17 protein-coding genes are annotated in these 19275 nt (G+C 63.5%); 7 read left to right on the plus strand and 10 right to left on the minus strand.

The window, feature by feature from the left end; all coding sequences use genetic code 11:
• Positions 1-22: 22 nt before the first annotated feature.
• Positions 23-2359: a TonB-dependent receptor gene (locus AC3WLM_RS17990; RefSeq protein ID WP_492478303.1), complete on the minus strand. Its 2337-nt coding sequence runs from the start codon at positions 2357-2359 to the stop codon at positions 23-25.
• On the opposite strand from AC3WLM_RS17990, the gene AC3WLM_RS17995 reads away from it, so the two are divergent.
• The 5 genes from AC3WLM_RS17995 to AC3WLM_RS18015 all read left to right on the plus strand — a co-directional run bounded on the left by AC3WLM_RS17995 (position 2358) and on the right by AC3WLM_RS18015 (position 5388).
• Entirely contained in the window at positions 2358-2543 is a 186-nt protein-coding gene (locus AC3WLM_RS17995) for a hypothetical protein (RefSeq protein ID WP_427467105.1), read from the plus strand. The two genes, AC3WLM_RS17990 and AC3WLM_RS17995, sit on opposite strands and share 2 nt — an antisense overlap.
• A 13-nt stretch (positions 2544-2556) precedes the next feature.
• On the plus strand, positions 2557-3231 hold the full coding sequence (locus AC3WLM_RS18000) for a TetR/AcrR family transcriptional regulator (RefSeq protein WP_492478304.1): 675 nt from the start codon (positions 2557-2559) through the stop codon (positions 3229-3231).
• Positions 3232-3292: 61 nt separating this feature from the next.
• Complete coding sequence (locus AC3WLM_RS18005) at positions 3293-3979, plus strand: SDR family oxidoreductase (RefSeq protein ID WP_039335916.1); 687 nt, start codon at positions 3293-3295, stop codon at positions 3977-3979.
• An 11-nt stretch (positions 3980-3990) separates the two neighbouring features.
• Complete coding sequence (locus tag AC3WLM_RS18010) at positions 3991-4425, plus strand: nuclear transport factor 2 family protein (RefSeq protein ID WP_492478305.1); 435 nt, start codon at positions 3991-3993, stop codon at positions 4423-4425.
• Between the two features lie 45 nt (positions 4426-4470).
• Positions 4471-5388 (plus strand): NAD(P)/FAD-dependent oxidoreductase, encoded by a 918-nt coding sequence (locus tag AC3WLM_RS18015; RefSeq protein WP_062345177.1) that lies wholly within the window; start codon positions 4471-4473, stop codon positions 5386-5388.
• Here AC3WLM_RS18015 and AC3WLM_RS18020 read toward each other — a convergent pair whose 3' ends face one another.
• The 3 genes from AC3WLM_RS18020 to AC3WLM_RS18030 are packed head-to-tail and all read right to left on the minus strand — an operon-like array spanning position 5389 to position 7717.
• Complete coding sequence (locus AC3WLM_RS18020; protein WP_492478306.1) at positions 5389-5736, minus strand: EthD domain-containing protein; 348 nt, start codon at positions 5734-5736, stop codon at positions 5389-5391.
• The gene (locus AC3WLM_RS18025; protein ID WP_492478307.1) at positions 5733-6524 is read right to left on the minus strand and encodes a sugar phosphate isomerase/epimerase family protein; all 792 of its coding nucleotides are present in this window, start codon (positions 6522-6524) and stop codon (positions 5733-5735) included. Before AC3WLM_RS18025 ends, AC3WLM_RS18020 begins: the two co-directional genes overlap by 4 nt.
• 14 nt (positions 6525-6538) lie before the next feature.
• Positions 6539-7717, minus strand: a complete 1179-nt coding sequence (locus AC3WLM_RS18030) for an aromatic ring-hydroxylating oxygenase subunit alpha (RefSeq protein WP_492478308.1) — start codon at positions 7715-7717, stop codon at positions 6539-6541.
• Between the two features lie 146 nt (positions 7718-7863).
• On the opposite strand from AC3WLM_RS18030, the gene AC3WLM_RS18035 reads away from it, so the two are divergent.
• Positions 7864-9489: an AMP-binding protein gene (locus AC3WLM_RS18035; protein WP_492478309.1), complete on the plus strand. Its 1626-nt coding sequence runs from the start codon at positions 7864-7866 to the stop codon at positions 9487-9489.
• Between the two features lie 98 nt (positions 9490-9587).
• Here AC3WLM_RS18035 and AC3WLM_RS18040 read toward each other — a convergent pair whose 3' ends face one another.
• The 6 genes from AC3WLM_RS18040 to AC3WLM_RS18065 all read right to left on the minus strand — a co-directional run bounded on the left by AC3WLM_RS18040 (position 9588) and on the right by AC3WLM_RS18065 (position 16642).
• Positions 9588-10076, minus strand: a complete 489-nt coding sequence (locus AC3WLM_RS18040; RefSeq protein ID WP_039335926.1) for an Lrp/AsnC family transcriptional regulator — start codon at positions 10074-10076, stop codon at positions 9588-9590.
• Positions 10076-10579, minus strand: coding sequence for an Lrp/AsnC family transcriptional regulator (locus AC3WLM_RS18045; protein ID WP_052242549.1), 504 nt, complete (start codon positions 10577-10579; stop codon positions 10076-10078). The genes AC3WLM_RS18040 and AC3WLM_RS18045 overlap by 1 nt, the downstream gene beginning before the upstream one ends.
• A gap of 185 nt (positions 10580-10764) precedes the next feature.
• Entirely contained in the window at positions 10765-12027 is a 1263-nt protein-coding gene (locus AC3WLM_RS18050) for a TolC family protein (protein WP_039335929.1), read from the minus strand.
• A complete protein-coding gene (locus AC3WLM_RS18055; protein ID WP_492478311.1) occupies positions 12024-15131 on the minus strand; it encodes an efflux RND transporter permease subunit in 3108 nt (1035 codons plus the stop codon). The genes AC3WLM_RS18050 and AC3WLM_RS18055 overlap by 4 nt, the downstream gene beginning before the upstream one ends.
• A complete protein-coding gene (locus AC3WLM_RS18060; RefSeq protein WP_492478313.1) occupies positions 15131-16240 on the minus strand; it encodes an efflux RND transporter periplasmic adaptor subunit in 1110 nt (369 codons plus the stop codon). Before AC3WLM_RS18060 ends, AC3WLM_RS18055 begins: the two co-directional genes overlap by 1 nt.
• Before the next feature lie 63 nt (positions 16241-16303).
• Positions 16304-16642 carry a hypothetical protein gene (locus tag AC3WLM_RS18065; protein ID WP_492478314.1) on the minus strand — a complete coding sequence of 113 codons (339 nt, stop codon included), beginning with the start codon at positions 16640-16642 and terminating at the stop codon, positions 16304-16306.
• 444 nt (positions 16643-17086) lie between these two features.
• On the opposite strand from AC3WLM_RS18065, the gene AC3WLM_RS18070 reads away from it, so the two are divergent.
• Positions 17087-19264, plus strand: a complete 2178-nt coding sequence (locus tag AC3WLM_RS18070; protein WP_492478315.1) for a TonB-dependent siderophore receptor — start codon at positions 17087-17089, stop codon at positions 19262-19264.
• Positions 19265-19275: the final 11 nt, after the last annotated feature.

A 19275-nucleotide genomic window follows, 5' to 3' on the forward strand; every position in this document is an offset into this window, starting at 1 on the left:
GGCCAGGGAGGATTCCGTCAGGTCAGAAGTTGTAGCCGACCGTCACGCCGAATTGGCGGGGCGGGGCATAGCCAACGAGACCCATGTATCCGGGGCTGTCGTAGACCGTGGAGATATAGCGCTTGTCGAAAAGGTTCTTGCCCCACAGGCCGATCGAGTAGCGCTTGTCCGGGCCGTAATAGGTCAGCAGGGCGTCTACGTAATAGGTCGGCTGGATCGAGGAGCGGGGGGTGTTGACCACGGCGGTATAGAACTTCTGCCCGGTATACATCCAGCTGACGTCGGCCATGACGCTCGACCCGCCGGCGAACTCGTGGGTGAAATTGGCGCCCAGGGTCGAGGCCCACTTCGGCGCATTCTGCAGCGCAAAGCCCTTGAGGTCGATGAACTTCGCCGCCACCGGATCATAGTACAGGAAGCTCTTGTACTTGGTGTCAAGGTAGGCGAGCGAGCCGCGCAGGGTCAGGCCTTCGACAGGGATGGCCTGGACTTCAAGCTCAAAGCCCTTGATCTCGGACTTGGCCGCATTGAGGATGCGGTTGCCCTGCACGTTGGTCGCCGGATCGAAGTAGATCTGCGCCACCTGCATGTCGCGATAGTTGGTATAGAACGCCGCGAAGTTGGTGCGGAGGCGACGGTCGAGGAAGTCGGCCTTGAGGCCCACTTCAAAGGTGTCCACCTTCTCCGGGTTGTACGGCGTGTCACCGTCAGCGGCCACGCCGATGCGGCCGGTGAACCCGCCCGATTTGAAGCCGCGCGCCCAGCTCGCGTAGATCAGCTGGTTCTGGCCGACTTCATAATCCAGACCGATCTTCCAGCCGACGTTGCTCCAACCCTTCTTGCCGCCAACGTCGATGTCGTGCGGATCGTTGCGCAGGTCGCGGCCCTGCTGCACGGTCTGCCCGCCGACAACGATGGTGGGAATCACGGCAAAGTTGTCTGAAGTCAGCGCCGGAGCGCCGACGCCGTAATCGAGGGTGGAGCGCGCATCGACCTCGTCGTGGGTGTAGCGGATACCTGCCGAAAACTTCAGCTGATCGGTGATCTGGGTGTAAGTTTGCAGGAAGGCCGAGAAGGATTCGGTGCCCTGGAACTGCTGGTTGAACTGGACGAGGCCGGGCAGGGCAAAGTCCAGATGATACATCTGGTAGTGGTTGTAGTGAGTCTTCAGGTAGAACAGACCCGCCACAGCGTTGAAGCTGTCACCAGCCGAGAACGCGCTGCGCAGTTCCTGGCTGAACTGCCAGCCACGGGTGCGGCGGCGCGTGGCGTTGTTGGTCTTCGCCGTGCCGTCCTGGTCGGTGTACTCGAACAGGGTGAAGTTCTTGTAGCCGGTGATCGCCGTGATATCGCCCAGCGGCGTATTGTCGTACTGGATCGTGCCGATGAAGAACTTCGTCGTCATGTCCGACCGGTCGGGCACTTCGTTGTTGCCCGAGAAGTACTTGTCCGGCGCCTTGCAGGGCTGGTTGGGGACCGCGCATGGGCTGCGGTACATGGGCAGCTTGGCGCCGTTCCAGAACGTGCCTTCGGGTACGTAGTTGCCTTCTCCCGGCAGACCGCCATTCACGACGATCGGCGCGCCGTTGCGGGCTTCCACATATTCCCCCTGCAGCGTGATCTTCAGGTCCGGGCTGGGCGTGATATAGAGCTGGCCGCGCACCGCATCGACATTCTTGCGGCCCATGTCCTCGCCGTTCCACACGTTGGTGGTCCAGCCATCGCGCTGGGTGTGGATGCCCGAAACCTTGACGCTGACGAGATCCTTGGCAAGCGGCGCCTCGACCGAAGCGTTGATGTCGAAGCGGTTCCAGTTGCCATAAGTGCCGCGAACATAGCCGCCGAATTCACCGGTAGGCTGGTTGGTCACCACGTTGACAACACCGCCGGTGGTGTTGGCGCCGAACAGCGTGCCCTGCGGCCCACGCAGGATCTCGACGCGGTTGGTGTCGTAGGTATCAAGGAGCGCACCCATGGAGAAGAACTGCGGCACGCCGTCGACCACGATGGACACGGTGTTGCCGGCATAAGGGTCGGGCTCGATCACGCCGATGCCGCGGATGGTGAACACCGCATTGTTGGGGGTATTGGCGAAGTTGTCGATCTGGACGTTGGGGACCGAGCCCTGAAGTGCCTGCAGCGTCGTGACATTGTAGGCCGCGAGCGTCTCGCTGCCGACAGCAGCAATGGAAATCGGCACGGACTGGATGCTCTCGGCCTTCTTCTGGGCAGTGACGACGATTTCGCCGAGGCCTCCTGCCGGGGCTTCATCGGCTTGCGCCTGAGGCGACTGTGCGTCCTGTGCCTGGACTGCGGCGGGCAGCGTGGCAATGGCGAGAGCCGCAAGGCTGCTCGTCATGAAAGGCCTGTTCCGTTTTGTCATGATCTCGATCCCTCCCAAAGGCGCCGGCATGGCCGTGTCGCCGCTCCTGTCAGCGCGATTCGGTATAACCGGCGCGTCTGCCGGTTTTATGCTCTCCGTCGCCCGTCGGATTAAACTGGCCGTTTTGTCAGGCGGTCTTGCGCGGCAAACCCGGGCATGACAGGACAATGACGATGGCTGGCTCCACGATGCAGAAGCGCATGCTTGCCGCGATGCGGCCGACCTCGCTGGGCGAGGGCGAGCCGGTGCGCTGGCAGCAACGCAAGTCGGCGCAGACGCGACTGAAGATGCTCGAGGCGGCCGTCGATTGCCTGGTCGAAGGTGGCTATCAGGGCCTGACCACCGCCCAGGTGGCGGAGCGCGCGCAGGTTTCGCGCGGGGCGATGCATCATCACTTCGCCACGCGCATAGATCTCGTCGCGGCGGTGGTCGAACACATCTTCTACCAGCGCATGCGCCTGTTCTTGGATGATTATATTGCCGCCATGGCCCAAAGCCGCGATGCGCTGCTGATCGATCTTGCCACCGAAGCACACTGGCGCAGCGTGCAGACGCGCGAATATGCAGCCTATCTCGAACTGGCCGTTGCCGCCCGCACGGATGCCGAGCTCAATGCCGCGTTCGCTCCTGCGGCGCAGCGTTACGATGAAGTATGGATCGCCGAGATGATCGAATCGTTCCCGCAGTGGCAGGACCAGTGGGAAGCGATGAAGCTGGGCAGCGATTTCGCCATCGCCGTCCATTCCGGCCTGCTGTTGCAGCGACCGGTCATGGGGCCTGAGCGGATCGAGAAGGTGCTGAAGCTGACCATCGCCAGCATCCGCAGCCTGTATGACCCGCTGAACTGATTCGAAATCCGGCAAGACTGCCGGATTCGGCCGCAACAAGACTGTAGTGGGAGACGAAAGCATGACGACCGTGGCAATAACAGGTGCCGGGCGCGGAATCGGCCTGGAACTGACTCGCCAGCATGTTGCGGCGGGCGACCGGGTGATCGCGCTTGTGCGCAACCCTGAAAGCGCAGGCGCGCTCGCCGATCTCGTCGCAGGATCGGACGGACGCCTGACCGTCCACCGTTTCGACGTGGCCGACGATGCCTCGGTCAAGGCAGGCGCTGCCGAAACGGCAGGCGAGGCGATCGACGTGCTCTACAACGTTGCCGGCGTCAGCGGTTCGGGGCCTGCGGAACTGGAAAGCTCCGACTGGGCCGAATGGGACGAGGTCTTCCGCATCATGGTGCAGGGCCCGCTGCGCGTGTTGCAGGCGTTTCTCCCCCGTATGGGCGAGGGCGCGAAAGTCATCAACTTCTCCAGCCAGCTGGCCGCATCGACCTGGCCCTATGGCGGCTACTATTCCTATGTCGCGGCCAAGGCAGGGCTCAACCGCCTGATGCGATCAGTCGCCATCGACCTCAAGGATCGTGGCGTGATCGTCGGCATCATTCATCCGGGCTGGGTGCAGACGGACATGGGCGGGGAAGGCGCAGACATCACCCCGGTCGAGAGTGCCGAGGGCATCCGCAAGATCACCCGCGAATGGACGCTCGAGCGTTCGGGCGACTTCCTCAAGTGGAACGGTGAGACCCACCCCTGGTAAGGAGCAGGATGATGCCTTTTTCAGGACCGCTTGAGGATCGCATGGCGATCCGTGAATTGATGGACACCCATGCCCACGGGGTAATGACGCTCGACCCCGAATTGTGGGGCTCCATCTGGGCGGAGGATGCCTATTGGGAACTGCCCGAATATCCCGACCTCGGCGGTTTTTCGGGCAAGGCCGCCATCGTCGCCGGATGGACGAAATCGATGAAGCACTATGGTCTCGACAACTGCTCGAAGCCGATGGTCTACTTCATGCAGCCCGGTTCCATCGAGGTTGATGGCGATGCGGCGCGGGCAGTGGCCTACACCATCGAGATTTTCGACGATCCGGCCTCCGGCAAGCGCGTCCGCGCAACGGGGCGCTACGATGACGAGTTGAAGCGGATCGACGGGCTCTGGAAGTTTACGCGCCGATCTTATCGCACGGTCTTTGCCGATTGACTGCGCTTTTTCGGAACCGCCCGGCCCTGACGGGTTTGGGCGGGGATGGACACTCCAGCACTTGATTGCCTGATTGTCGGCGCTGGGCCTGCGGGCCTTACCGCCGCGATCTACCTCGCCCGGTTTCACTTGCGCGTGGCGTTGGTCGATGCCGGCCACAGCCGTGCCGCGCTGATCCCTCGCACGCACAACCACGCTGGATACCCCGGCGGGATTGAAGGCAAGGCGTTGCTCCGGCTGATGCGGGATCAGGCGGCCGAATTCGGCGTCGCGGTCGAAGCCGCGCTGGTCGAAAGGCTGGCGCGCGCCGATGCGCTGTTCGTGGCGACGGCGGGCGAACGGGATCTGAAGGCGCGCACGGTTCTGCTGGCGACAGGCGTCGTGAACAATCAGCCGCCAATGGCACCGGAGGTTCATGACGAGGCACTGCAGCGCGGGCTTTTGCGCTATTGCCCCATATGCGACGGATACGAGGCGAGCGACAAGCGCATCGGCGTGATCGGCACGGGCGAACATGGCCACAACGAAGCGCTGTTCCTGCGGGGCTTTTCGCGGAACGTGACGCTGATCGCGCCCGAAGGTGAGCATGGCATCGAAGAGAGCCACCGTAGAGCGCTTGAAGGCGCCGGCGTGAAGCTGGTCAATGGACCATGCCACCCCTTGCGCATCACCGGCGAAACGATCGTCGTGCCAACGCCGGATGGAGAACTGGCGTTTGACACCGTCTATCCGGCGCTGGGTTCGCTGATCCGCTCAGACCTCGCCCTTGATCTTGGGGCAAAGGCAAACGCGGAAGGATGCATCGAAATCGATGCGCACCAGCGCACCAGCGTTGAGGGCCTCTATGCGGCCGGGGACGTGACGCGTGGGTTGGACCAGATCAGCCATGCGATGGGGCAGGCGGGCGTTGCCGCCACCACCATCCGCAACGACCTTGCCCGGTTGAAACCGATCCTGCGTTGATCAGAGCGAGGACGCGCGAACCTCGACGCGATAGGTCTGCATGCGGCTGCGGTCGAACAGACGTTCCTCGTCCGCCAAAATCTCGCCCATGATCGCCGGATCGGCCATTGCGGCGAAGCAGGCGTCGCAAGTCTGCTGGTCCGGGAAGTCGATTTCCAGCACGACGTCGAAATCATGGGGTTGGTCCAAGCCGTCGAGCGGGTGAAGATGGTTGCGCTGGTAGCGCGTGGCCCACCCCTGCAGCACCTTTTCGCCGATCAGGCGGTGGCGGCTTTCGTAATAGGCGATGAAGTCGGCCTTGCTCATACCTTCGCGGCGCTTGAGCAGGGTGAGCACAGTGACCGTCACGCGTGGGCCTCCAGCCAGCTCCGGGTAGCTTCGGCCACGGCTGCCGCACGCAGGGCAGGGTGCGGGAAGGCATCTCGCAAGGCTTCGGAGCGCAGTTCGACGGCAAGCGGAATGCCAGGTGGCAGCGAGTGATAGAGCGCAGCAAGTGGCAAGGCGCCTTCACCGCACTGTTCGCGCAGGTCGATCGCATCGCGGATGACGGCGCCGAAGTCCGAGGGATCGGGGCGCTCGGCAGGCGCATCGCAGAACTGCGCATAGGGCAGCAGGACGGGATCAACCTTGGCGATTTCAGGGATCGAGGAGCCCGAGCGATCGACGTGGATCGGGTCGATCAGAAGTGCCTTGAGGGGATGGTCGATCCGGTCGAGAATGCCGAGCGCGTCCTGCAAATTCTTGACTTCGGTAAAAATCCCGAACTCCAATGCAACGCGAATGCCGGAGCCCTCGGCATGGCGGCACAGATCGAACAGGCGCGCGGCGGTACGGCCATGGTCCGGGTCGGACGAGACGCACAGGACGTTGCGCGCGCCCAGTTCCGTGCCGACGTCGATCACCTTGCGGTGATCGTCCATCGCTGAATCTGGCTTGAGCCAGATCACCTCCACATCGAGCAGCGGAAGGCCGGTAGCCGCGAGCGCGGCGCGTGCATCGCGGGTGTGTGCCGGTGTCCACTCTCCTGGGTCCACCCAGAGCCCGACCATGTCGAAACCGCCGGCCCGGGCCGCTTCGATGGTGTCCACAGGGCCGAATTCGGGCACGACACCGGACGCCAGGGAGATCGGGTTCATGGGCCCGCGCCCCCTCACATCTGCGGTTCGGGGAGGTCCGGATCGTCCTGCAGATACCAGTCAAGCCATTCGTGGAAGTACTGGTTGCCGCGCTCGTTGCGACCGAACACCAGCTCGTCATGCGCGCCGGTTTCGAGGCCCTTCTGGATCTCGAGGCCGATGAGGTAGTCTTCAGTATAGGTGACGTCGCGGAAGAAGTTCATCGCCGCTTCGACGTTTGCGCGGTCCTCCTCGTCGCGGATCGGTTCGCGGCGCAGGTAGTTGAGCACGGTGCGGTTCTCGCCCGGTGTCGGCCCGGGGAAGAGCTGGGCGACCTGGGTGATCTCTGGCGCGATGAAGGCCGAGACGTTGGGGAACATGATACGGACGAAGTCGAAACCGTTGTTCTCCTGGGTGCCCCACTCCTCGCGCGGCACGTCCTTCAGGGCCTCGGCGATCTTGTGGTGCGGGAAGCCGATGCGCTGGTGCGGGCCGAAGCCTTCGTAGTGCATGCAGTTGGACGGCGTGCGCGGGAAGATCGTTTCGGGGTGGAGCGAGGCAAAGTGATACCCTTCAAGATAGCCGTCATAGGCGATCTTCCAGTTGGCACCCTCGATCACGCGGCTGCCCATGTAGGTCCACTTGTCGAACTCGAGCGCTTCGAAATCCTCGAGGAAACCACGATAGAACGCATCAACATCGATTGGTGCGTTGGGGGTGAGCACGACAAAGATCATGCCCGCCTTTTCCTGACACGGCAGCTCGCGCAGGCCCAGTTCCGACTTGCGGACCTCGCCGAACTTCGATGCTTCGGAAATGCCAATCAGCTTGCCGTCCTGGCCGAAGGTCCAGCCGTGGTACTTGCAGGTGAAGCGCGGGCAATTGCCGTGGCCTTCGTTCGCCACCGGAGCGCCGCGATGCGAGCAGACATTCAGGAAGGCGCGGACCTTGCCGGTCTTGTCGCGATTGATCAGCACCGGCATGCCGACGGCATCCATCGCCTTGTAATCGCCGGGGTTGGGCATTTCGGCGGTGAAGGCAAGCATCAGCGGAACGCGCTTGAAGATCAGCTCCATTTCCGCCTTCCACTGGTCCGGATCAGTGTAGCTGCGCACCGGCACGCGCTTGGTGCTGTCGGTCAGGAAGGTCTTCTTGTTCTCGACATAGTCGCGCATGATTTCAGCGACTTGTCCGATGCGCTCGATACGGTCCATCTGGGTATTGCCTCTCCGTGGCCTTGTAGCCAATGTTGCTTGCGACCATGCCGTGCACCGGTGCGGTGCGAAAGCTGTGACAGGGGCTAGGTTACTCACCTTTTCGCCAATTGCTGAAGCGCTCGGGCGCTTGGAACAAGCAGGGCATGAACGAGAACACTGCAAAACCCTGGGACTGGTTGCCGATTCCTGCACCACATCAGCGCGAATTTGCGCAAGGGCAGGCATGGCAGCGCAAGACGCTGGCAGACCTTGCCCGTGAGCGGGCCGCGGCGACGCCGGACTTCGTGTGCTTCATCGATGGGGAAGGGCAGTACACCTTCGCACAGGTGCTGGCCGAGGCCGAGGCACTGTCTGCCTCGATGCAGGATCGCGGGCTGCGCAGCGGAGACGTGGTTGCGTTTCAGGTGCCCAACTGGCGCGAAGCAGCCGTGATCAATCTGGCGGCGGCGCTTTCGGGCCTTGTCGTCAATCCGATCGTGCCGATCTACCGTGACGCCGAAGTGACGATGATGCTCGGCGATTGCCGTGCCCGCGCGATCTTCGTGCCGGAGGTTTGGCGCAAGGTCGACTATGCGGCGATGGCACGACGCTGCCAGGAATCTCTCCCCGATCTTGCGCATGTCTTCACAGTACGCGGTGACGGGCCTGACGATTTTGCGGCGCTGGTGGCCGCCGGGCGCGGCGTGCCCTTCGATGCCCCTGAGGTTGACCCGCTGGGCGTGAAGATGGTGCTCTATACATCGGGCACCACCGGGCGCCCCAAGGGCGTGTTGCATAGCCACTGCACGCTGGCCCATATCGTCGCTGCCAGCGGGCGGCATTGGGGCCTGGCGGAAGGTGAGGCGACGCTGATGCCCTCGCCGGTCACGCATGTATCCGGTTACGCCAACGGCCTCGAAGCGCCATTCATCTGCGGAATTCGCTCCGTCCTGATGGAAGCCTGGAACGCCGACGAGGCGCTTGCCCTGATAGAGCAGCATGATCTTGTCGGCACAGTGGCGGCGACACCGTTTCTGGTGGAACTGGCGGCGGCTGCGCGGGCTGCCGGCACGGGCCTGCCGAGCTTTCGCTTTTTCGCATGCGGTGGCGCGGCCGTGCCGGCAGACCTCATCCCGGCGGCCAACGCTGCCTTCGAGAACTGCAGGGCATTCCGCGTGTTCGGTGCATCCGAAGTGCCGCTGGTGACATTCGGTTGGCCCCGCGACGAAAGTCTTGCCGCCACGACCGACGGTGAAGTGGTGGACTACGAAGTCCGCATTGTCGACCACGAGGACCACGCCTTGCCGCGCGGAGTAGAAGGCGAGATCCTTGCACGTGGCCCTGGCATGATGATGGGATACGCCGACGCAGCACAGACCGCCGAGGCGATCACGCCGGACGGCTTCTTCCGCACCGGCGACCTTGGCGTGCTGGACGATTCTGGCGCAGTCACGATCACGGGTCGCAAGAAGGACCTCATCATTCGCGGTGGCGAGAACATCTCGGCCAAGGAAATCGAGGACGTGCTGCACACGCACCCTGCGGTGAAGGAAGCGGCGATCGTTGCCATGCCGCACCAGCGCCTTGGCGAAGGCGTTTGCGCCTATGTCATCCTTGCAGGCGAGGCCGGCAGCGGGGACCTGGTGGCACACGTTTCCGCATCGGGCCTTGCCCGTCAGAAGATCCCCGAGCGGTTCGAATTCGTCAGCGATTTCCCGCGTACGGCCAGCGGCAAGGTACGCAAGGACATGCTGCGGGCGATGGTGCGAGCAGCCTTATTGGAGGGCTGATCGACCAGCTTCTCACCCACATCGAAGAACCACTTCAGCGTGTTTCCCCGGGGAAACAATCGCCAAATCGGTTCTTGGTGTCGTGAGCGCTGCGGCTCTCAATCGTCGTCGGGGACCACTTCCGGCTTGGTGATCTTGGCCATGCGGGCGTTGTACTTGACCGTCTTGACCGCAATCGAGGTTTCCACGTGGTGGACGCCGTCGATGGACAAGATCTTGTCGGAGGCCAGTTCGACCAGTTCGTCCAATTCGTCGATCAGGCTCATCGCAGTGATGTTGAACTGGCCCATGGTGATCAGCACGGCGTTGACGCCCGGCACCTCGGCGATGATCTGTGCCACTTCTCGGACACGGTCGACATCGGCTTGGACGTTGATGAAAGCGAGACGGGCGAGCTTGCCCATTTCGAACCCGGTGATCGCGGTAAAGGCGATCAGGCCGTCCTGCTGCAGCCGCTTGATGCGCCCGCGCACGGTGCCTTCGGTAACGCCGAGTTCTGCCGCGATCTTGCGGTTGGAGATGCGTGCGTCGAGCGCCAGCATGTCGACCAGCTGGCGGTCAAGTGCGTCAAGCTGAACCGCGGCCATCAGGCATTCCCTCCATTGCCGCGGCTCTCGCCGGGGCGGCCCTCGATCGGAGCGACGTCGAACTGGTACTTGATGATGTCGACCACGATGTGTGGCGTCAGCGTGCGGATGCCGCGCACGGTGGAAAGCTTGTCGAGCAGGAATTCCGAAAGGTCGTCGAAATCGTGCAGGGCGACGAGCATGTCGATGTCGTAGCGACCGGTCACCATGTGCGCAGCGACCACTTCGGGCAGGGCGCCCAGTTCCTGCGCGACCTCTGACGCCGGGCGGCCGTCAACCTCGACCGAGATGCGCAGCAGGACGTTGAAACCGTGGGCGGTGAAGTCCGACACAGCGACAACGCGCAATTGGTTGGCATCTTCCATGCGGCGGATGCGGGTTGACACCGTCGTCGCCGTAAGCCCCAGGACTTCGGCGATCTGCTGGTTGTTGGCCCGCCCGTTCGCCCGCAATTCGCGGATGATCGCCTGGTCGGTCGCGTCGAAACTGAAAATCTGGCTCATCGGTCCCCGTGCCATGGTGCCGTGACGGCAGGCCTTGCGGTTTGCGCAGCAACACCACGACCGTCAACCTCAAACTGCTGGTCAAGCGCGCAGTTAACGCACTTTTCCGTAAGTTGTCAGCCTGCCGTCCCGCTTTCGACACACGCAAGTCAAAACGGTGAAACGAAAATCCGACAACTACTGGATCATTCCTGTGCGCCCTGTTCGTGGCTGCAATCGAGCCAGAGATGATGGGCATCGATCCTCAATTTCGTCTCGGCCCGCAGCGCTGCGGCCCGTGCCTGGGTTTCGGCCAGAGCTGCATCCTTTGCCTGACGCTCGGCGAGAAGCAGATCGGCGAGATCGACGTGACCGAGGCGATTGCCGGCCTCTAGCCGGTCGGCCGCACGCCTGCTGCTGGCTGCGGCCGCCGCTGTCGCCTTCCATGCCTGCACTGTCCCGAGCGCTGCCGAGTAGTCTGTCGTGGCCATCTCGATCACGTCAAAACGGGCGCTGGCGGCTTCGGCAACAGCAACTTGCGCCTCGGCTGCGGCCTGATCGGAGAGCGCTGCGCGGTAGCGGCCGCCGATCGGCATCGAAAACACGATTCCGGCGCCACGTTCCAGTCCGCCCCGTTCGCTGAAGAACTGCGCGCCGATAGTCGGATCAGCGATGCGGTTGCGACGGCTGCGCTCAGCCAGGGCGGCGAGCCGCTCGGATTCGGCCAATGCCGCGGGGAGTTCATGATTGCAGGTCATGACGGCTTCGCGCAGGCGGGCAAGTTCCTCAGGTGGCAGCCCCGGCTTGGACAACGGTGGCGCTTCGGCAGGCAAGGCCAGTTGCGGGAACTGGGCGACCAGCCTTTCGCGCGCAATTCCTGCCCCGGAAAGCGCCGCATCCAGCCCGGCGCGGTTCATGGCGGCCTCGGCCATGGCCCGGTCGGCATCCACTTGCGCAGCATCCTGCACGCGCACCTGGCTGTCCACTGCCCGATAGGCGCGCTCCAGCGTCTGTTGCGTCTGGGCCAGCGTGCTGGCCTCGGCAGCTGCCGCGACCCAATCCCACCACAGCTCGTTCAGTTGCAGCGCCAGCTGGTGGCGGGCGTCTTCGGCGCGCAGTTCGGCAACGCGGACACCGAGAGCGCCGGCCTTGCGGTCAAGCGCGGACTTGCCCGGCAGGCGGATCGGACGTTCCAGCGAAACGGTGTATTCAGCGTAGCGCCCTTCGTCCTGGATGGTGCGCCGGCTGACATCGCCGGACACCGTGAACTCGTTCTGGGTGGCACCTAGCGCGTTCGCCTCCTGCCGTGCAGCTTCAACCCTGGCATCGGCCGCGCGAGACCGGGGGTGGGCCTCGATCGCCTCCACGACGGCGGCATCGGAGAGGCCGGGGAGCGACTGGTCGCTGGTCTGGGCAAGGAGCGGGGCCGCCATCAGCAGCGGCCATGCAAGAACAAGATTGTACTTCATGCTGAAGCGCCTTCCATCCCGCCATCGAGCGCAGCGCGCTCGGCGGAATTTTCGCCGAACCGCTCATAGAGCATCGGCAGGAGGAACAGGGTGAGCAGCGTCGAGGTGAAGAGACCGCCAATCACGACGATCGCCAGCGGCCGCTGGATCTCCGAGCCCGGACCACTGGCAAACAGCAGCGGCACGAGGCCGAAGGCGGTGATCGCGGCGGTCATCAGCACCGGGCGGAGACGACGCTCTGCACCCTGGCGGACGGCTCGCTCAAGGGTCAGTCCCTGATCGCGCAACTGGCGGAAATACGTGACCATGACGAGCCCGTTGAGCACGGCGATGCCGAGCAGGGCGATGAACCCGACCGAGGCGGGCACCGAGAGATACTCGCCCGACACCGCCAGCGTCACGATCCCGCCCACGACTGCGAAGGGAATCATCGCGATGATCAGCAGTGAGGCCCTGATCGAGCGCAAGGTCCAGAACAGCACGCCGAAGATCAGCAGCAAGGCAATCGGCAGGACTACGCCGAGCCGGGCCGAGGCGCGCTGCTGGTTCTCGAACTGACCGCCCCATTCCAGGCGATATCCGGGCGGCAGCTGGATATTGGCGGCAATGTCGGCCTTGGCCTCGTCGACGAAACCGACGAGATCCCGCCCCGAAACGAAAGCCTGCACCACCGCAAAGCGCGATCCGTTCTCGTGGTCGAGCTTGACCGGGCCTTCGACCTGATGGACGCGGGCCACATCACCTACGCGCAGCAGCGTGCCGTCGGGACTGCGGATCAACTGGTTCGCAAAGACATCGAGGCTCCCGGCATTGGCCGGATCGCCCTTTATCACGATGGGCACGCGCCGATGGCTTTGCGCAACCACGCCAGCGTCGGTCCCTTCGAGCTGGGCGCGCAGCACGTCCTGCAGTTCGGCTACCGGCATTCCGGCACGGCCCGCAGCCAGGCGGTCAATATCGATCTGGAGGTAATCGACCTTGTCGTCCGCCAGGGTCTTGACCTCGGTAACGCCACCGATCCTGCGCAGCCGATCCTGTGCCTTGGCGGCAATCTGACCGAGGGTTTCAAGGTCGGGCCCGAAGATCTTGAGCGCCAGATCGCCCCGCACGCCGGTAAGCATTTCCGAAACGCGCATCTCGATGGGCTGGGTGAACGATGCTTCGACGCCGGGCATTTCCTCCATGGCGAGGCGAATCTGCTCGATCAGCCATTCCTTGTCCTGCTCGCGCCATTCCTCGCGCGGCTTCAGGCGCATGAAGGTATCGGTATCGTTGAGCGACATCGGGTCCAGGCCGAGTTCATCAGCACCGACACGGGCGATGATGTCCTGCACCTCGGGCACCTTCGACATGATCAGCTTCTGGGCCCTGAGGTCTCCCGCGATGGTGTGGTCCAGCCCGATGCTTGGCTGCTTTTCCAGCTGCATCAGCACCGCGCCTTCGTCCATCGTCGGCATGAAGGTCTTGCCGATGAAGCCATAGGCAACCGCCGCTGCAAGCAGCGACCCGCCGGCCATGGCGTAGACGCGCGTCCGGTTTTCGAACGCCCATTGCAGGGCCGAATGATAGCGGGGATTCAACTGGCGCATCAGCCATGGGTCGTCGTGGCCTCCATCCTGCTTCAGGCCGAAGTAGGACAGGACCGGGATCAGCGTGAGCGACAGGACCAGGGCGCCGGCCAGTGCCAGCACGATCGTCATCGCCACCGGGCCGAACAGCTTGCCCTCCAATCCTTGCAGCGTGAGCAGCGGCAGGAACACCAGCGCAATGATCGCCATGCCCGAGGCAACCGGGGTTGCCACTTCGCTGGTGGCGACAAGAACCTGATGGAGCTTGCTGGTCGAGCCGTGGTGCGGATGGGCAAAGCGATCGACGACGTTTTCGACCACGACCACCGCGCCATCGACCAGCATGCCGATGGCAATGGCAAGGCCGCCAAGGCTCATCAGGTTGGCCGACATGCCCAGCCAGCGCATCAGGATGAAGGTGATCAGCGTTGCCATGGGCAGGGCTGCCGCCACGATCAGCGAGGCGCGGACGTTGCCGAGAAACAGGAACAGCAGCAGGACGACAAGCACGCTCGCCTCGATCAGGGCCTTCTCCACGGTCGAGACAGCGTGGCCGACCAGTTCGGACCGATCGTAGAACACGTCGATCGTCATGCCCTGGGGCAGACCGCTTTCGATTTCGGTCATGCGCGTCTTGACGTTTTCGACGACCTTGCTGGCATCGGCGCCGCGCAGGGCGATGACGAGCCCTTGGACCGCCTCGCCCGTGCCGTTCTTGGTCACGGCGCCATAGCGGGTCAGGCTTCCGGTGGTTACCGTCGCCACGTCGCCAAGGCGCAGGACAGTGCCGGCCTGGCTGCGGATGACGATGGCGCGAAGGTCATCGGCGGTCTGGATGGCGCCCACCGAGCGCACGATAAGCGTGCTTTCGCCATTGGCCAGCCTGCCGGCGCCATCATTGCGGTTGCCGCTTTCGATCGCGGTCTGGAGATCGTGATAGGTCAGGCCAGCCGCCGCGAGGGCGCCGGGATCGGGCCGAACCTCGAACGTCTCGGCATGACCACCGAGCGAGTTCACGTCAGCCACGCCGGGCACCGTGCGCAGGGCAGGGCGGATGACCCAATCGAGCACGCGGCGCTTTTCCGCCAGCGATTGCGGACCTTCGATGGTGAACATGTAGACATCGGAGAGCGGCGTCGAGATCGGCGCGAGGCCGCCTTCCACCGACGAGGGCAGATCGGCCATGACGTTGTTGAGACGTTCGGCGACCTGGGTGCGCGCCCAGTAGATGTCGGTACTGTCGGAGAAGTCGATGGTGATGTCGGCAATGCCGTACTTGGCGGCCGAGCGCAGGATCTCCTGGTTGGGGATGCCCAGCATCTCCATTTCGATAGGGGTGATGACGCGGCTTTCGACCTCCTCCGGCGTCATCCCCGGAGCCTTCATGATGATCTTGACCTGCGTGGTCGAGATATCGGGGAATGCGTCAATCGGCAGGTTCTGGAACGACCAGCCTCCGAAAATCGCCAGCGCCAGCGCGAGGCTAAGCACGGCAAGCCGTGCCCCCAGCGACCATTCAACAAGGCGTCTCAGCATCACTCACCCCCGCCGCCCAGCAGCATCTTGAGTTCGGGGATTGCGCTGGTTGCCACCACCTCGCCGGGCTTCAGGCCCGCCAGGATCGCAGTCTCGCCATTGCCGCTGCCGCCAAGGCGAACCTCGCGCAGCGCGAAGCGATTGCCGGAGCGGACGAAGACCACGTCCTTTTCGGCAATGCGGGTCAATGCAGCGGAAGGGACGCTCACCACTTCGCCGCTGCTGCCCGCACCGATGGTGACCATTACCGACTTGCCGGCGATCAGCCCTTGCGCGCCGCCAATGGTTGCCTTGGCAACCACGCTTCGCGTTGCGGGATCGATGCTGGAGCCGACCGACAGAATGCGGCCTGTGGCGATGCCGGGCAGGGCTACGGTCATGCCGGGGCGGACATTCGCGGCCAGCCTCTCTGGCAACTGCAGATCGAGCTGGTACGCATTTGCCGCGTCGATCACGAAAGGCGCGGTCATGCCGTCGACCGGCCCACCGGTCTGCACGCCGACCTTGGACACGCGGCCTGAAATCGGCGCGCGCAAGGTTACCATGCCGCTGCCGCTGGCGCCGGAGGCTGCCAGGATACGCGAGGCCTCACCCGCTTCCGACTGCGCCTGAGCAAGTTCGGCCCGCGCTTCCTGCACGCGCGCGCCGGCAATCACGCCTTCCTTGAAGAGGGCTTCGGTGCGGGCGAGGTTCGCCCTTGCCAGCGACACGCGCGACGATGCGCGGCTGCGCGACCCGCCCAGTTCCATCGCGTCGCGGCTGACCATTGTTGCCAGCGGCTGTCCGCGGCGCACTTCCTGTCCCTCGATCACGAAGACCTGCCGGATCGCGCCGGGCAGGGCGGCTGTCACGGCCACCCGGCTTTCGGGGGGAAGCGTGATGACGCCAGGAACTGCACCCAGGGGCACTTCTCCGCTCAGGCGCGCAACAGCCGTCTTGATGCCGAGCCGGGCGAACTGGGCGTCGGTCAGTTCCATCGGCGCTGCGGGCGCGGAAGCCTGCTCGGCTTGAGGCGCCGGTGCGGTGCCGTTGTTGACCAGCGCGTAACCGCCTGCAGCAGCCACGAGGACGGCCAAGGTGCCGCCCACAACCAAATTGCGGGTATTCATTGCAATGCCTTTCCTGAACGCAAGTTCGTGGCGGCTCGTGAACGAACCGCCCTGCACAAGGGATCAGGTCAATGGCGGCTCAAGCGGAGGGACTGTCTTGCGCGAAGTCAGTGCTGTGGCCCTGGCCGGGAAGTGCAATGACGGCGTTGGAGCAAGGTCGTTTGCCCCGGCTTTCGGGTCCATGCCGATGACCATCGGGCTGTGATGATGGTGGGCCGCTTCCCCTGCCTGATCATCGGGCTGGGCGGAATGCTTGCCAGCAGTGTCGCCTTCACCATGCTCAATGCAGGTATATGCCTCGACTTCGCCATCGATAGCATTCTGCGCGGCATGGGCAGGGAAGTGCATTCCGGCCAGAAGGACCGAGAAAACGATCGCAAGTCTGATCAGCAGTTCCCGCATTGCGCAGCCCATAGCAACGACCGAATGATTGGGCAATTCGCGGGTCACTAGCGGCTCCTCCCGTATGCACTGGAGACCTTATATTGGCCGATGGCGAACGGATTGAGCGGAAAGCAGAAGGCTTTCAGCAGAAATCACTGATTGGGGGCGCCGGCGCAGCGGAGAATGCCCCGCACGACGAAAGGGCGCGCTGCAAGGGCCTTGCGCCCACCGGAAACGGGCGTGACGGCACAAAGACTCCGGTGTCATCCCTTTTTCACAATAATCGTTCGTCGCCGCGCACCCTTTCGACGGAAGATTCGTCTGCGGACCCATAAGCTCGACGGATAAGAACAAAGACGCAGGACGGTTCAAACCGACGGTTTCGCTTGAAGGCGATGTAACAATGTTACATGGTTGGGGCGGGATCGGAGACACGCATCACAGACGAGGGGTGAAGTTGCGATGAAGAAAATGTCCGCAGTAAAGGGCGCGCTGATTGCCGGCGTTGCCATGGGAGCGATGCCGATCACTGCCTGGGCGCAAAGCGCAGCCCCCGCAGAGGAAGAGGCGGCACCTGCCGAGGAAATGGTCGTCATCGGCCAGCGGCAGCAGTACCGCGGCGACGTACCGCTCGCCTCCATTCCGCAGAGCGTGCAGGTGATCGACGCCAAGACGCTGCAGAACCTCAACATCACCCGCTTCGATGCCGCGCTCGACCTGTCGAGCGGCGTTTCGCGCCAGAACAACTTCGGCGGTCTGTTCGACGGCTTTGCCATTCGCGGCTTTGCGGGTGACGAGAACTTCGCAGGCGGCGTGCTCGTCAACGGCTTCAATGGCGGCCGCGGTTATGGCGGCCCGCGCGATGCATCGAACATCGAGAAGATCGAAATCCTGAAGGGTCCCAACGGCGCCGTCTTCGGCCGCGGCGAACCCGGTGGCACGATCAGCATCACCACCAAGAAGGCCAAGGTCGGCGACACGTTCGGCACCTTTGCCGTTCAGGGTGGCAGCTGGAACACCTACCGTGTCGAGGCGGACTACAATCTTTCACTCAGCGACACTGTTGCGATCCGCCTGAATGGCGCGGCGCAGGACGGCGACACCTTCCGCGATACCATTCACCAGACGCTCTACACAGCCAATCCTTCGATCCTGTTCGCGCCGAGCAAGGACACCAGCATCTCCTACGAGCTGGAATTCATGCACAACCGGGTGCCGTTCGATCGCGGCACGATCGCGGTGAACAACAAGCTTGGCGTGGTTGACCGCTCGACCTTCTTCGGTGAGCCGGGCGATGGTGACATGCGGGTCGATGTGCTGGGGCATCAGGTGCAGTTCCAGCAGAAGCTGGGGGGCGACTGGTACTTCCTCGCCGGTTTCGGTTACCGCGAGACGGAGTTCAAGGGCTTCTCGAGCGAGGCAGAACTCGATCCGCTCGGCACCAACCGCCGCCAGACGCTGGGCAAGCCCGGCAATTTCCTCGCCCGCCAGCGCCGTTCGCGCGATTACAGCACCGACAATCTTGTCGTGCGCGGCGAAATCTCGGGCAAGTTCTACACCGGCGGGATCACACACCACGTATTGCTGGGCGCGGACTGGGATCGCTTCCGGATCGACCTGCTTCAGCTGCGCGGTCGCCCTGCAAACTATACCGCGGGTACACCGGTTACCGCCGCAAACTACGCGGTTGATATCTTCAACCCCGTCTATGGCCAGACGCTGGCTCTCGGCGCGACGCCGCTGACCAATACCTATGAGACGCAGAAGGCCTGGGGCGTCTATTTCCAGGACCAGATCGACCTTGGTGAAAGGCTGAAGGTGCGCGTTGGCGGTCGTTACGACAACTATCGCCAGACCGTGCTGAACCGGAACAACAACCGGACAACCAACGTCCACATCAAGCAGTTCAGCCCGACGGCCGGTGCGCTTTACGAGATCAACGACGATCTCTCGATCTTCGCGGGCTATGGCGAAGGCTTCCGTCCGAACAGCGGGGTCGACGCAGCCAGCCGACCGTTCCCGGCGGAAATGAGCAAGTCCTATGAAGTGGGCTTGCGACTGGGTGAACCCGGCGGTGCGCTGAGCGGCTCGATTGCCGCGTTCACGATGAAGAAGAACAACATCCTGACCGCCGATACGAACCCTGCAAATGCCGGCTTCTCCATTGCCGGCGGTGCGGCCCGCTCGCGCGGTGTCGAAGTGGACTTCAACGCCAATCTACCGGGCGATATCTCGATCATCGCCACATATGCCTTCCTCGATGCCGAATGGACCACGTCGGCGGGGGACAAGGACTTCGGGCTGGCCATCAATCCGGGCGACCGGTTGATCAACATTCCCAAGCATGCGGCGAACCTGATCGTGAACAAGGGTTTCACACTGGGTGAGCAGCGCTTCACGCTGGGGGCGGGCGTAAACTATGTCGGCAAGCGGCTGGGCGAGACCGGCACGACGTTTGAACTGCCCGGCTACATCATCGCACGCGCAATGGCGAGCTATGAACCGGCTGACAACATCAAGCTCACGGCAGACGTGACCAACCTGTTCGACAAGGAGTTCTATACCGCATCCTACTCGCGGTTCTGGATTGCGCCGGGTGCGCCGCGGGCGTTCAACGTGCGCGCTACCTTCACGTTCTGATGAACCGGGTT

It is taken from the genome of Novosphingobium sp. FW305-C-30-35, from assembly GCF_058783135.1.

Excerpts from the sequence above, each read along its gene's own strand:
- AC3WLM_RS17995 (WP_427467105.1), top strand. The coding sequence starts at position 2,358 with ATGAAAGGCCTGTTCCGTTTTGTCATGATCTCGATCCCTCCCAAAGGC.
- AC3WLM_RS17990 (WP_492478303.1), bottom strand. The coding sequence starts at position 2,359 with ATGACGAGCAGCCTTGCGGCTCTCGCCATTGCCACGCTGCCCGCCGCA.
- AC3WLM_RS18000 (WP_492478304.1), top strand. The coding sequence starts at position 2,557 with ATGGCTGGCTCCACGATGCAGAAGCGCATGCTTGCCGCGATGCGGCCG.
- AC3WLM_RS18005 (WP_039335916.1), top strand. The coding sequence starts at position 3,293 with ATGACGACCGTGGCAATAACAGGTGCCGGGCGCGGAATCGGCCTGGAA.
- AC3WLM_RS18010 (WP_492478305.1), top strand. The coding sequence starts at position 3,991 with ATGCCTTTTTCAGGACCGCTTGAGGATCGCATGGCGATCCGTGAATTG.
- AC3WLM_RS18015 (WP_062345177.1), top strand. The coding sequence starts at position 4,471 with ATGGACACTCCAGCACTTGATTGCCTGATTGTCGGCGCTGGGCCTGCG.
- AC3WLM_RS18025 (WP_492478307.1), bottom strand. The coding sequence starts at position 6,524 with ATGAACCCGATCTCCCTGGCGTCCGGTGTCGTGCCCGAATTCGGCCCT.
- AC3WLM_RS18030 (WP_492478308.1), bottom strand. The coding sequence starts at position 7,717 with ATGGACCGTATCGAGCGCATCGGACAAGTCGCTGAAATCATGCGCGAC.
- AC3WLM_RS18035 (WP_492478309.1), top strand. The coding sequence starts at position 7,864 with ATGAACGAGAACACTGCAAAACCCTGGGACTGGTTGCCGATTCCTGCA.
- AC3WLM_RS18040 (WP_039335926.1), bottom strand. The coding sequence starts at position 10,076 with ATGGCCGCGGTTCAGCTTGACGCACTTGACCGCCAGCTGGTCGACATG.
- AC3WLM_RS18045 (WP_052242549.1), bottom strand. The coding sequence starts at position 10,579 with ATGAGCCAGATTTTCAGTTTCGACGCGACCGACCAGGCGATCATCCGC.
- AC3WLM_RS18050 (WP_039335929.1), bottom strand. The coding sequence starts at position 12,027 with ATGAAGTACAATCTTGTTCTTGCATGGCCGCTGCTGATGGCGGCCCCG.
- AC3WLM_RS18055 (WP_492478311.1), bottom strand. The coding sequence starts at position 15,131 with ATGCTGAGACGCCTTGTTGAATGGTCGCTGGGGGCACGGCTTGCCGTG.
- AC3WLM_RS18060 (WP_492478313.1), bottom strand. The coding sequence starts at position 16,240 with ATGAATACCCGCAATTTGGTTGTGGGCGGCACCTTGGCCGTCCTCGTG.
- AC3WLM_RS18065 (WP_492478314.1), bottom strand. The coding sequence starts at position 16,642 with ATGCGGGAACTGCTGATCAGACTTGCGATCGTTTTCTCGGTCCTTCTG.
- AC3WLM_RS18070 (WP_492478315.1), top strand. The coding sequence starts at position 17,087 with ATGAAGAAAATGTCCGCAGTAAAGGGCGCGCTGATTGCCGGCGTTGCC.